Source organism: Hydrogenophaga sp. YM1 (assembly GCF_016903055.1).
Lineage (GTDB): Bacteria > Pseudomonadota > Gammaproteobacteria > Burkholderiales > Burkholderiaceae_C > Hydrogenophaga > Hydrogenophaga borbori.
This window is the reverse complement of the sequence record NZ_CP070223.1, coordinates 640,902-652,845: the sequence shown is the minus strand read 5'-3', so window position 1 is coordinate 652,845 and position 11,944 is coordinate 640,902. Positions and strand designations below refer to the sequence as shown.

Genomic DNA, 11,944 nt, shown 5'->3' with positions numbered 1-11,944 from the left:
GCGCCCTCAGGGGCCGAACACGCGGGCCTCCAGGCCCAGGTTGCGCACGGTCTCGGCCGCGGCCTCGGCCTGCTCGCGCGTCTGGAACGGGCCGACGCGCACGCGCGTGAGCGGGCCGCGCGCCGACTCCACCGGGTCGCTGCGCACCGGCAGGCCGGCCTGGCGCAGCCGCGTGGCCGCGCGCTCGGCGTTGGCCGGATCGCCAAAGATGCCCACGTTCACGCCGTGGCCGTGCCAGCGAGGGCGCGGCGCGTCGGTGGTGCCGGCGCTGTCGCCGCTCGCGCCGGGGGCCGGCGGCGCGGCAGCGGGCGCCGCCGGTGCGGGCGTCGACTCGGCCACGGCGGGCTTTGCCAGGGCCGGGGCCGGTGTGGGCGCCTCCGAGGTCACCGCGCCCACCACCACCGCCCCACCGGAGGAGACGGCGGGAGACACCGGCGACACGGGCTCGACCACGCCCTCGGTGGACGGCGGCGGCGCGGGTGCCGCCACGGGGGCGGGCGGGGGAGCCGGGGCCTCGGCCACCGCCCGCGGCGCCAGCACCGGCTCGGGCGCGGCCGCCACGGGGCCACCGCCCGTGCGCAGCCCCAGCGTGCCCAGCAACGCCACCTGGGCCAGCAGCGCCAGCACCCAGGCCCAGCGCCCCGGCCCACCGCGCTGCAACAGGCCGCAGGCCTCCTGCACCGTGCGCGCGCGGCGCACGGCCTCGGTCATGCGCCGGCGCACGTCGGCGTGCAGCCAGGCCGTGCCCCACCAGCCAGGCACCACCACCGCCAGCACGCCGATCGAGGCCAGCAGGCCCCAGCGCACGCCCGCCGGCCAGACCGCCATGAAACCCCGCGCCCACCACCACAGGCCCAGCGCAACGGCCAGGGCCAGGGCGTACAGCAGGGCCTGGCGCCACAGCCGCCGGTACAGCAGCCAGTTCAGGTTCAGCCAGGCCGCCGCGTGGTTCCAGTGCGTGCCCGCCAGACCGCGCTCGTCGAAGCGCGCGAACACCGGCAGGTAGTCGGCCGTGCGGCCCGGGCCCAGCGCCGCGCGGTACAGCGCCTCGGTGGCGCTGGCCAGCGCCGCGGTGTCCGGGGGAGCGGGGGTCGGCGCGCTGGACATGGCGGGGTGGGCGGGCGGCTCAGTCGGCGGCGCCGAACAGGCCGCCCTCGGTGCGCGGCGGGTTCACGCCCAGGTGGCGGTAGGCCGCCAGCGTGGCCGTGCGTCCGCGCGGCGTGCGCTGCAGGTAGCCCTGCTGGATCAGGTAGGGCTCGATCACGTCCTCGATGGTGTCGCGCTCCTCGCCGATGCTGGCGGCGATGTTGTCCAGGCCCACGGGCCCGCCGTCGAAGCGGTGGATCACGGCCTCCAGCAGCTTGCGGTCCATCAGGTCGAAGCCCTGCGGGTCGACGTCGAGCATGGCCAGGGCGCGCTCGGCGATGTCCTGGCTGATGCGGCCGCTGCCCTTCACATCGGCGTAGTCGCGCACGCGGCGCAGCAGGCGGTTGGCGATGCGCGGCGTGCCGCGCGAGCGGCGCGCGATCTCGAAGGCGCCATCCTCGTCGATGGGCGCGTTGAGCAGCCCGGCGCTGCGCCGCACGATGCGCGCCAGCTCCTCGGCCGAGTAGAACTCCAGCCGTGCGACGATGCCGAAGCGGTCGCGCAGCGGGTTGGTGAGCATGCCCGCGCGCGTGGTGGCGCCCACCAGCGTGAAGGGCTGCAGGTCGAGCTTGATGCTGCGCGCCGCCGGGCCCTCGCCGATCATGATGTCGATCTGGTAGTCCTCCAGCGCGGGGTAGAGGATCTCCTCCACCACCGGCGAGAGGCGGTGGATCTCGTCGATGAAGAGCACGTCGTTGGGCTCGAGGTTGGTCAGCAGCGCCGCCAGGTCCTTGGGCTTTTCGAGCACCGGCCCGCTGGTCTGGCGCAGGTTCACACCCAGTTCCTGCGCGATGATGTGCGACAGCGTGGTCTTGCCCAGGCCGGGCGGGCCGAACAGCAGCACGTGGTCCAGCGCCTCGGCGCGTTTCTTGGCGGCGCCGATGAAGATCTCCAGCTGCTCGCGCACCTTCATCTGGCCCACGTACTCGTCGAGCAGCTTGGGCCGCAGCGCGCGCTCGATCGCCTCTTCCTTGGGCGAACCCGCCAGCGGCGAGATCACGCGCGGCGCGGGGGCGAAGTCGTCGGTCTGGATGCTCATTTATTTGGCCAGCGCCTTCAGCGCCAGCTTGATGCCCTCGGCCACGCCCACCTCGGCCGGCAGGGCCTTGAGCGCGGCGGCGGCGTCCTTTTCGTTGTAGCCCAGGGCCATGAGGGCCTGCTGGATGTCGGCCTGGGCGTCGCTGCGCGTGGCGCCCGCGGGCAGGCCCAGGTCCACGCCGAGCTTGCCCTTGAGCTCCAGCAGCAGCCGCTCGGCCGTCTTCTTGCCGATGCCGGGCACCTTGACGATGCGCCCGGTCTCCTGCGTGCTCACGGCCTGGGCCAGGTCGTTCACCGACAGGCCCGAAAGCACCGCCAGCGCGGTGCGCGGGCCCACGCCGCTGATCTTGATGAGTTGGCGAAAGGCGTCGCGCTCGGGCGCGGTGGCGAAGCCGTAGAGGATCTGCGCGTCCTCGCGCACCACGAAGTGCGTCAGCAGCGAGACCCGCTCGCCGCTGGCGGGCAGGTGGTAGAAGGTGCTCATGGGCACGTCCACCTCGTAGCCCACGCCATGGCAGTCCAGCAGGATCTGGGGCGGGTTCTTCTCCAGCAGCGTGCCGCTCAACTTGCCTATCATCGGTGTCCTTTTGGTCGTTCGCCGGGTCGCCCCGGGAACGACCGCGCCCCTTAGAGGGGCCTGGCGAAGCCAGGGTTGGGGGCCATCTTTTTCCTCAGGATTATCGGCTTGATTCTCAGACATACCTTCAGCCCACCGGACAACACCCGCATGGCCCACCTGTGCGGGCCGCTCGACGCCCACATCCGCGCCATCGAGTCCGCGCTGCAGGTCAAGGTGGCGCACCGCTTCGAGCAGTTCCGCGTCGAAGGCCCCAAGGCCAAGGCGCAGCGCGCCATGGAAGTGCTGCAGGCCCTGTACGAGATGGCGCGCGGCCCGATCCCGGCCGAGCAGGTGCAGCTCATGCTCAACGGCAACACCGCGCTGGAAGACCCCGGCGAGGGCGCGCTGAGCCTGCAGACACGCCGCGGCGAGGTGCGCGGGCGCACGCCCAACCAGGCGGGCTACCTGGAGAACATGGCCGCGCACGACATCACCTTCGGCATCGGCCCCGCGGGCACCGGCAAGACCTATCTGGCGGTGGCCTGCGCGGTGGACGCGCTGGAACGCAGCGCGGTGCAGCGCATCGTGCTCACCCGCCCGGCCGTGGAAGCGGGCGAGAAGCTGGGCTTCCTGCCCGGCGACCTGGGCCAGAAGGTGGACCCCTACCTGCGCCCGCTGTACGACGCCCTGTACGACCTGATGGGCTTCGACCGCGTGCAGAAAGCCTTCGAGCGCCAGCAGATCGAAATCGCGCCGCTGGCCTTCATGCGCGGGCGCACGCTCAACCACGCCTTCGTCATCCTGGACGAGGCGCAGAACACCACGCCCGAGCAGATGAAGATGTTCCTCACCCGCATCGGCTTCGGCAGCAAGGCCGTGGTCACCGGCGACGTGAGCCAGATCGACCTGCCGCGCACCCAGCTCAGCGGCCTGATCGACGCCGAGCGCGTGCTCAAGCGCGTGCCAGGCATCGGCTTCACGCGCCTGACCAGCGCCGACGTGGTGCGCCATCCCCTGGTGGCGCGCATCGTCGACGCTTACGAGGCCCGCAGCCCGTCGCGCGAAGAGGCCGAACCGGCCCGCCGGCGCCGCGCCGGCTGACCCGCGCCAACCCTCAGGGAGGACCCGCATGCCACCGACCAGACCGCTCACCCTCGCCGCCCCGCTCGCCGCCGCCCTGCTGGCCGGCGGCTGCGCGCTGCACCATCACCCCTCGGCGCCCGCCACCCAGGGCAGCATCCAGGGCCCGGGCTACAGCAGCGAGACCGTGCGCTACCGCTGCGAGGGCGGCGCCGAGATCGAGGTGGCCTACCTGGAGTTCGGCCATGGCGACAGCTTCGCGGCGCTGCACCACCAGGGCCGCACGGCGCTGCTCAAGAGCCGGCCCAGCGCTTCGGGTGTGCGCTACATCGCGCTGGACGAACAGCACAGCCTGCGCTGGAACACCAAGGGCGAGGAAGGTTTCCTGAGCTTCCTGGCGGCCGACCACACGGCGCAGGAGCGCACGCTGCTGGCCAACTGCCGCTCGCTCCCCTCCCTCAAGGCCGGCAAGGTGGCCAGCTGATGGCCCTGCCCGCGCTCACCCTGTCGCTGCAGTTCGCGCGCTTCGACGGCGTGGCCGAGCACCGCGCCGCGCTGCCGCGCGCCTTCGTGGCGCGCTGCCTGCGCCGCGCGCTCGATGGCGACGCCGAACTCACCGTGCGCATCGTCGACGCCGAGGAGGGCCAGGCCCTCAACCGCGACTACCGCGGCCGCGACTACGCCACCAACGTGCTCACCTTCGACTACGCCCAGGAGCCCCTGGTGATGGCCGACCTGGTGCTGTGCGCGCCGGTGGTGGCGGCCGAAGCGAAACAGATGAAGAAGCCCCTGGCCGAGCACTACGCGCACCTGCTGGTGCACGGCGCCCTGCACGCCCAGGGCTGGGACCACGAAACCAGCGAGGCCGACGCCGAGGCCATGGAGGCGCGCGAGACCGAGGTGCTGGCCGCGCTGGGCCAACCCGATCCCTACGCCCGATCGCGCCGCCCCCGCAAGCCCGGGTAAATCCCCAGCAAAACGCCGGGGCGAGGCGGCCGGCCGCCTCGCCCGCTCGCTAGCATGGGCTGGTCATCCACCCCAACCGAGGAGCGTCCATGGCAGGCTGGTACGAACTCACGAAGAACGGCAAAGGTCAGTATTCCTTCGTGCTCAAGGCGGGCAACGCGCAGGTGATCCTGCGCAGCGAACAGTACGAGGCCAAGCCCTCGGCCCAGGGCGGCATCGAGTCGGTGCAGAAGAACTCGCCGCTGAGCGAGCGCTACGAGCTCAAGACGGCCAGCGACGGCAGCCCCTACTTCAACCTGAAGGCCTCGAACGGCCAGGTCATCGGCACCAGCCAGATGTACTCCTCCGAGGCCGCGCGCCAGAACGGCATCGACTCGGTGAAGGCCAACGGCCCCAGCAAGGACGTGCGCGAGCCCTGATCCCGCGCGACGGGCGCGCGCGAACGGTGGCTCAGCCGCAGTCGCGCGCGCCGTTCCAGCGCTGCACCGGAAAGCGCAGGCCGCCGACGCCCAGGTCGCGCCCGGGTGGCACCAGCAGCTCCACCCGGCCCTCGCGCACGGCGTCGAACAGGGCCTGGTGGCCGGCCTGCGGCGCGCAGTTCGTGTCCAGGCCCTGGCCGGGCAGGTGGCCGCGCACGGCCCACTGCCCGTGCTCGTCGGCCCGCCAGATGCGCGCGCCGCCCGCGTCACGCGCGCCCGGCGCCTGGCGCGCGAGCAGCGCATAGGCCCCATCGCCCAACACCTCGGGCGGCAGGCGCCAGATGAGGCAGGTCTGGGCCTCGCAGGCACCCGGCAAGCCGCCGTCGCGCGCCAGGGCCTCCAGCAGCGCCGGCGGCGCCGTGGTGCCCGGCGGGAACACCGGCAGGGCGCGCAGCCGCTCGGCCAGGCGCTCGCGCCGCGTCTTCGGGTCGCTCAGGGCGTCGCGCGCCAGCGCCTGGCGCGCGGCGGGCACGCCGCCGAACACCGGGTCGTCGGCGGCCAGGGCCTGCAGGGCGCGCCGGCCGAACACACCGCCCTCGCGCGCGAGGTAGCGGATCGGGTCCTGCTCGTCGCTGGTGCCCCGCGCCAGGCGCTGCAGCTGGTCGTTCACGCTCACGCGGCGCGGGTCGATGGCGCCGCCCAGCAGCGCCAGGATGCCCAGCACCACCACCGCCGCGGCCACGGCGTTGGTGGCGGGCACCAGGCAGCGCTCGGCACGGCCCAGCCACTCGGCCACGGCGTTGAGCGCGTAGCCCAGCGCGAACACCGCCACCACGATCGCCACGAACAACCCCCAGAGCCGGTCCACCGTCCAGCCGTACTGGCCGATGCGCAGGCCCAGCGCGTACAGCGCCACCGCCACCATGGGCAGCAGCACCAACAGGCCGGTCGACAGGGCGCGGCGCAGCCAGCGCGGGTAGCGCGGCGCATCCAGCCCGCCGCGCGAGCTGGCGTTGACCAGCAGAACGCACAGCACCGCGAACCACAGCAGCAGGAAGGCCGCGCGCCGCGTCTGCAACAGGGGCTCGACGCCCTGCACCAGCCAGCTCGCCACGAAGGCCACGCCCAGCGCGCCCGCCAACGGGTAGATCCAGCCGCACAGCTGCGTGAGCCGCTCAAACAGGAAGCGCGCCACGGTGCGCTGCGTGACCGCCAGCGACACGCCGTAGGAGAACACCAGCGCGGTGGCGGGAATCCAGAACGCGCCGCGTTCGATGAGTTCGCCCAGGAAGGGCAGGCGCACCAGCCGGAACAGCGCTGCCGCGCTGAACATCACCAGCCAGAACAGGCCGGTGACCAGCCCGCCCTGCGCCAGCAGCAGGGTGTTGTGCAGCAAGGCGTCGAACCAGGGCTCGTAGCGCACGCGGCCCTCGCGCGCCACGGCGGCGGCGGGCACCGCGACCATGAGCGCCAGACCCAGCACGAAGGTGGGGCGCAGGTAGTCTTCCTCGCGCAAAGGCCCCTGCTCGCGCGCGCGCTCGGCCAGCCCGCCCACGGTGAGCCCGTGGTAGGCGCCGATGGCCAGGGCCAGCGCGCCCACGCCGAGCGCGATCGCCACGCGGCGCTGCAGCGGGGCCGCGCTGGCGAGGTAGAAGCCCAGCGGCGCCAGCGCCATCAGCAGGAACAGCGGTATGAAGGCCGCGGCCTCGGTGGCTGGCAAGGCGCCGCGGCGCGCGGTCTCGTACAGGGTGTAGGCCAGTGCGGCCTGCAGGGCGCCCACCAGCAGGTGGGCGCGGGCCTCGGATTCGGGGGCGGCGGGGGTGTTCAAGCGGTTCTCCTGAAAGCGCCCGGGCACCGGCGCACGCTCAGGCCGTCAGGCGCATCGGGATCGTCACCGGACCATCGTTCACCAGGTGCACCTGCATGTCGGCGCCGAAGCGGCCGGTGGCCACCTGGGGATGCGCGGCGCGCGCGGCGGCCACGAAGGCATCGTAGAGCGATTCGCCGAGCGCGGGCGGTGCGGCGTTGGTGAAGCCCGGGCGGTTGCCGCCCGAGGTGTCGGCCGCCAGGGTGAACTGGCTGACGATGAGCAGGCCGCCGCCCACGTCCTGCAGGCTGAGGTTCATCTTGCCGGCGCCGTCGGCGAAGACGCGCAGCTTGAGGACCTTGCTGAGCAGCTTCAGGCCCACGGCCGGTGTGTCGGTGGGCTCGGCGCAGACCAGCGCCAGCAGGCCGGGGCCGATGGCGCCCACGGTCTCGCCGGCGATGTCGACACGGGCCTGGCTCACGCGTTGCAGCAGGGCGATCACTGGAGGGTCTCCTCGGATTCTTTGACAGCCAGCGCTTCCACGCCGGTGGGCAGCAGCTGGATGCTGGCGCGCAGGCCGGGCACGGCCTGCATCAGCGCCTGCTCCACCTCGCCGCGCAGCGCCGCCGCGCGGCCCAGCGGCCAGGCAGCGGGCAGGTGCATGTGCAGGTCGGCGAAGCGGCGCTGGCCGGCCTTGCGCGTGGTGACGTGGTCGAAGCGCACCAGCGGCTGCCCCTGGGCAAAGCCCGCCAGCACGCGCTCGATGCTGGACTGCAGCTCGGGGTCGAGCGCTTCGTCCATCAGGCCCTGCGCGGCGTCCTTGATGAGGTGCAGGCCCTCGCGCAGGATGTTGAGTGCCACCAGGATGGCCAGCACGGGGTCGAGCCAGAGCCAGCCGGTGATGGCCACCAGGCCGATGCCCAGCACCACGCCGACCGAGGTCCAGACGTCCGTGAACAGGTGGCGCGCGTCGCCTTCGAGCGCGACCGAGCGGTGCGCGCGCGAGGCGCGCAGCATCACCCAGGCCAGCCCCCCGTTGAACACCGAACTGATGACCGACAGCCACAGGCCCAGGCCCAGTTGCTCCAGCGGCTGGGGCTGCAGCAGGCGCCCCACCGCGGCCCAGACGATGCCGGCCGCGGCCGCGATGATGAGCACCCCCTCGAAGCCGGAAGAAAAGTACTCGGCCTTGTGGTGGCCGTAGGGGTGCTCGGCGTCGGCCGGGCGCGCGGCGATGGTGACCATGAGCAGGCCGAAGCTCGCGCCCGCCAGGTTGACCAGGGACTCGAGCGCGTCGGACAGCAGGCCGACCGAGCCGGTGAGCCACCAGGCGGCCGTCTTCAGTGCGATGGTGAGCAGGGCCACGGCGATCGAGGCCTGCAGCAGGCGGCGCGGCGTGAGGCGGTCGAGCAGCGGGATGATCACGCGCGGCATTGTGGCCCAGGCCCGCTGAACCCTGGTTCGGCGGACGTTGCAGAATCGCCGCCATGCGACGCGCGTGGATGTCCCGGCTGAATTGGATCGCGGCAGGCCTGGCCCTGTCGCTGCTGGGGGCGTGGTTCATCGCCCAGCGTGGCCTGGAGGCGCAACGCGCGGCCTTCGAGACCGACGCGCGCATCGTGCACCGGCTGCTGAGCCAGCAGGTGGTGCAGCACGACGCGGTGCTCGCCACCCTGGCCCTGCTGGAGCCCGAACGGGCCGAGGCCCTGCCGCGCCTGAGCGCGATCTACCCCCGCCTGCTGAGCGTGATCGCGCGCGCGCCGGACGAGGCCTGGCTGCAGCCGGCGCTGGCGCACGCCGAGGCGGCCTCGCGCACCAGCGGCCGCGGGGCCATGGCCGACGGCGACCTGGGCGCGGGCCGCTACACGCTGGTGCTGGGCGCCGCGGGCGGCGGCGCCTATGCGCTGGTCATCGCGCTCGACGGCCTGGTACCCGAGGCCGACTGGCCCATGGACCGCGCGCGCAGCCCGGTGCGGGTGGCGCTGCGCTGGAACGGCCAGTCGCACACCCTGCAGGCCGGCCAGCCGCTCACCCAGGGCTGGCGCTTTGACTTCGACAAGGTGGTGGCGGCCGAGAGCCAACCCTTCCACGCCGTGGCCACGCGCTGGGTCGGCTGGGGCGAACTGCCCTGGCTCGGCATGGGCGCCTGGGCGCTCGCCGTGCTGGCGGGGCTGGCCGCCCTGGCGCACGCACTGCGCCTGCGCGAGGCCCGCCAGCGCGCCGAGGCCCTGCTGCGCCTGGGCCAACTCGGCCGGCTCAACGCCATGGGCGAATTCGCGGCCGGCCTGGCGCACGAACTGAACCAGCCCCTGACCGCCGTGCTGGCCAGCACCCAGGCCGCGCAGCGCCTGCTGGCCGACGAGCCGCCCGCGCTGGACACCGCGCGCGAGGCCATGGGCCGCGCCGGCGCGCAGGCGCGCCGCGCGGCCGAGGTGCTGGCCCGGCTGCGGCGCGGCCTGGAGCCGCCGGCCGGCGCGGCCGAACAGCGCGCGCTGGACCTCGGCGCCTGCGTGCGCGAAGCCCTGCACCTGCTGCAGCCCGAGATCGACCGGCGCGGCGTGGCCGTGCGCTGGCTGGTCAGCGACCCGGCGGTGGTGCGGGCCGATCCGATCGCCATCGATCAGATCGTGCACAACCTGATCGCCAACGCCCTGCAGGCCATGGACCGCCAGGCCGGCGGCCCGCGCGAGTTGCGCCTGGCCGTGCGGCGCGAGGGCGGGCAGGCCGTGCTCGACGTGGCCGACACCGGCCCGGGCCTGCCGCCCGAGGTGCTGTCGCGCCTGTTCGAACCCTTCTTCAGCACCCGCGAGGGCGGCCTGGGCCTGGGCCTGACGCTGAGCGAATCGCTGGCGCAGGCGCAGGGCGGCCGCCTGGGCGCGGGCGCCGCGCCCGGCGGTGGCGCGCTGTTCTCGCTGCACCTGCCGCTCGACACCGGGACCCCGCCATGAACACCGCCAGCGACGCGCTCTCCCCCACCGTGCACCTGATCGACGACGACGAGGCAGTGCGCGACAGCCTCGCGCTGCTGATCGGCACCGTGGGCCTGCGCGTGGTGGCCTGGGCCGATCCGCGCGCCTTCCTCGCCGGCTTCGAGCGCGACGGCATCGGCGCCATCGTGCTCGACGTGCGCATGCCCGGCATCAGCGGCCTGGGCGTGCTCGACACGCTGGTGGCGCAGGGCGTGGACCAGCCCGTGATCATGCTCACCGGCCACGGCACGGTGGACATGTGCCGGCGCGCCTTCAAGGCCGGCGCGGCCGAGTTCCTGGAAAAGCCGGTGGACGACGAGGCCCTGATCGAGGCCCTGCAGCAGGCCGTGCGCCAGCACGTTCAGCTGCGCCAGCGTGCGCAGACCGACCGCGCCGCGCGCGAGCGCTGGCAGCAGCTCTCGCCGCGCGAACGCGAGGTGCTCGCGCTCATCGTCGAGGGCCTGAGCAACAAGGCCATCGCGCGCGCGCTCGAGCTGTCGCCGCGCACGGTGGAAACGCACCGCGCCCACGTGTTCGAGAAGCTGGGCGTGGACTCGCTCGCCCAGCTGGTGCGGGGCTACGCGGCCCTGGTGAACGAGGCGGGCACCGCGTAGTTCTACGCAGCCGCGCCCGTAGCCGCGCGAATGGTGCGCGCGGCGGGCGCTTCCTACAGTGCGGGCACGGTTGATCGAACCGCAACGCCGTCACGGAGACCCGCTTCATGAACACCCCCATCCGCACCGCCCTGGCCCTCGCCCTGATCGGCGCCAGCGCCCTCGCCCAAGCCCAGAGCGGCGCCGTCCTCAGCGAGCGCAACGTCTCGCTGGCGCTGGCCAACCAGATCGCCGCCGCCACCGTGGCCGCCTGCAGCGCCAGCGGCTATGCCGTCACCGCCACCGTGGTGGACCGCGCCGGCAACGTGCGCGCCATGCAGCGCGCCGACAACGCCGGCCCGCACACCCTGGAAGCCAGCCGCCTGAAGGCCTACACCTCGGCCTCCGCGCGCAACACCACGCTGGCCATGATGGAGGCCTCGCAGAAGAACCCGGCCGCGGCCAACCTGAAGGACATCCCCGGCTACCTGCTGCTCGGCGGCGGCGTGCCGGTGCGCGCGGGCAACGACGTGATCGGCGCCGTCGGTGTGGGCGGCGCGCCCGGCGGCCACCTGGACGAGCAGTGCGCCATGGCCGCGCTGGAGCAGGTGAAAGCGGCCCTGCAATGAAGCGGCGCGCGCTGCTGTCGCTGGCGCTGGCCACCGCGTTCGCGGGCGCCGCGCGGGCCCAGGTGCCGCCCTCGCCCGGCGAGGTCGCGGCCTACCAGGGCCTGCACGCCGCGGCGCAGCGCGGCGATGTGGCCGCCATCGCGCGGCTGCTGAAGTCGGGCGCGGCCATCGAGGCCACCGACGGCGCCGGCCGCACGCCACTGCACGTGGCCACCTTCGCGCGCCAGCGCGAGGCGGTGCGGGCGCTGCTGCAGGCCGGCGCCAACCATGCGGCCCTGGAACACGGGCGCTACGACGCCGTCACCATCGCCGCCGTGGCCGACGACGAAGATACCCTGCGCCTGCTGCTGGCCGGCGGCGCGAGCGCGAAGCTGGTGACCAGCCGCTACGACGGCACCGCGCTGATCGCGGCGGCCCACCTGGGCCATGAAGGCGTGGTGCGCCAGCTCATCGCCGCTGGTGCGCCGCTGGACCACGTGAACAACCTGCACTGGACGGCCGCCATCGAGTCCGTCGTGCTGGGCGACGGCGGCCCGCGCCACCAGGCCACGCTGCAGGCGCTGATCGACGCCGGCGCCAACCTGCAACTGACCGACCGCAGCGGCCACACGCCGCTGGCGCTGGCCCGCTCGCGCGGCCACGCGGCCATGGTGGCGATGCTGGAAAAGGCCGGGGCGCGCTGAGCGCGCCCCCAGGCTGCGCCGGCCGCCCCTTGCAGGGCGCGGCCCGGCGCCGGAT

The 11,944-nt window shown here is 73.9% G+C and carries 14 protein-coding genes; 8 read left to right on the top strand and 6 right to left on the bottom strand.

Translation table 11 applies throughout. The features are described 5' to 3' along the window. Window positions 1-6: 6 nt before the first annotated feature. Genes JNX00_RS03185 through ruvA form a run of 3 tightly spaced genes read right to left on the bottom strand, consistent with a single transcriptional unit; the run spans window position 7 to window position 2,761 of the window. Window positions 7-1,107 carry an SPOR domain-containing protein gene (locus tag JNX00_RS03185; protein WP_204744056.1) on the bottom strand — a complete coding sequence of 367 codons (1,101 nt, stop codon included), beginning with the start codon at window positions 1,105-1,107 and terminating at the stop codon, window positions 7-9. A 19-nt stretch (window positions 1,108-1,126) separates the two neighbouring features. Beyond that, window positions 1,127-2,185, bottom strand: coding sequence for a Holliday junction branch migration DNA helicase RuvB (gene ruvB / locus JNX00_RS03180; protein ID WP_204744055.1), 1,059 nt, complete (start codon window positions 2,183-2,185; stop codon window positions 1,127-1,129). Next, window positions 2,186-2,761: a Holliday junction branch migration protein RuvA gene (ruvA, locus tag JNX00_RS03175; protein WP_070400367.1), complete on the bottom strand. Its 576-nt coding sequence runs from the start codon at window positions 2,759-2,761 to the stop codon at window positions 2,186-2,188. It abuts the gene before it with no gap. 108 nt (window positions 2,762-2,869) lie between these two features. Between ruvA and JNX00_RS03170 the strand changes: the two genes are divergently transcribed. From JNX00_RS03170 to JNX00_RS03155, 4 genes are all read left to right on the top strand, one after another. Next, the gene (locus tag JNX00_RS03170) at window positions 2,870-3,844 is read left to right on the top strand and encodes a PhoH family protein (RefSeq protein ID WP_070400368.1); all 975 of its coding nucleotides are present in this window, start codon (window positions 2,870-2,872) and stop codon (window positions 3,842-3,844) included. Between the two features lie 28 nt (window positions 3,845-3,872). Beyond that, complete coding sequence (locus JNX00_RS03165) at window positions 3,873-4,307, top strand: MliC family protein (RefSeq protein WP_204744054.1); 435 nt, start codon at window positions 3,873-3,875, stop codon at window positions 4,305-4,307. Continuing rightward, window positions 4,307-4,789, top strand: coding sequence for an rRNA maturation RNase YbeY (gene ybeY, locus JNX00_RS03160; RefSeq protein WP_070400370.1), 483 nt, complete (start codon window positions 4,307-4,309; stop codon window positions 4,787-4,789). Before JNX00_RS03165 ends, ybeY begins: the two co-directional genes overlap by 1 nt. An 89-nt stretch (window positions 4,790-4,878) precedes the next feature. After that, a complete protein-coding gene (locus tag JNX00_RS03155) occupies window positions 4,879-5,208 on the top strand; it encodes a YegP family protein (RefSeq protein ID WP_070400371.1) in 330 nt (109 codons plus the stop codon). Between the two features lie 31 nt (window positions 5,209-5,239). Here the strand turns inward: JNX00_RS03155 and JNX00_RS03150 are convergent, their stop codons facing one another. The 3 genes from JNX00_RS03150 to JNX00_RS03140 are packed head-to-tail and all read right to left on the bottom strand — an operon-like array spanning window position 5,240 to window position 8,449. Further along, window positions 5,240-7,036, bottom strand: coding sequence for a DUF4153 domain-containing protein (locus JNX00_RS03150; RefSeq protein WP_204744053.1), 1,797 nt, complete (start codon window positions 7,034-7,036; stop codon window positions 5,240-5,242). A 37-nt stretch (window positions 7,037-7,073) separates the two neighbouring features. After that, entirely contained in the window at window positions 7,074-7,517 is a 444-nt protein-coding gene (gene dtd, locus JNX00_RS03145) for a D-aminoacyl-tRNA deacylase (protein WP_070400373.1), read from the bottom strand. Further along, window positions 7,514-8,449, bottom strand: coding sequence for a cation diffusion facilitator family transporter (locus JNX00_RS03140; protein WP_204744052.1), 936 nt, complete (start codon window positions 8,447-8,449; stop codon window positions 7,514-7,516). Before JNX00_RS03140 ends, dtd begins: the two co-directional genes overlap by 4 nt. A 68-nt stretch (window positions 8,450-8,517) precedes the next feature. Here JNX00_RS03140 and JNX00_RS03135 point away from each other — a divergent pair, with 68 nt between their 5' ends. From JNX00_RS03135 to JNX00_RS03120, 4 genes are all read left to right on the top strand, one after another. Further along, window positions 8,518-9,963 carry an ATP-binding protein gene (locus JNX00_RS03135; RefSeq protein ID WP_239478249.1) on the top strand — a complete coding sequence of 482 codons (1,446 nt, stop codon included), beginning with the start codon at window positions 8,518-8,520 and terminating at the stop codon, window positions 9,961-9,963. Then, on the top strand, window positions 9,960-10,598 hold the full coding sequence (locus tag JNX00_RS03130) for a response regulator (RefSeq protein WP_204744050.1): 639 nt from the start codon (window positions 9,960-9,962) through the stop codon (window positions 10,596-10,598). The genes JNX00_RS03135 and JNX00_RS03130 overlap by 4 nt, the downstream gene beginning before the upstream one ends. 107 nt (window positions 10,599-10,705) lie before the next feature. Beyond that, window positions 10,706-11,206: a heme-binding protein gene (locus tag JNX00_RS03125; RefSeq protein WP_070400377.1), complete on the top strand. Its 501-nt coding sequence runs from the start codon at window positions 10,706-10,708 to the stop codon at window positions 11,204-11,206. Next, window positions 11,203-11,889, top strand: a complete 687-nt coding sequence (locus tag JNX00_RS03120) for an ankyrin repeat domain-containing protein (RefSeq protein WP_070400378.1) — start codon at window positions 11,203-11,205, stop codon at window positions 11,887-11,889. Before JNX00_RS03125 ends, JNX00_RS03120 begins: the two co-directional genes overlap by 4 nt. Window positions 11,890-11,944 lie beyond the last annotated feature (55 nt).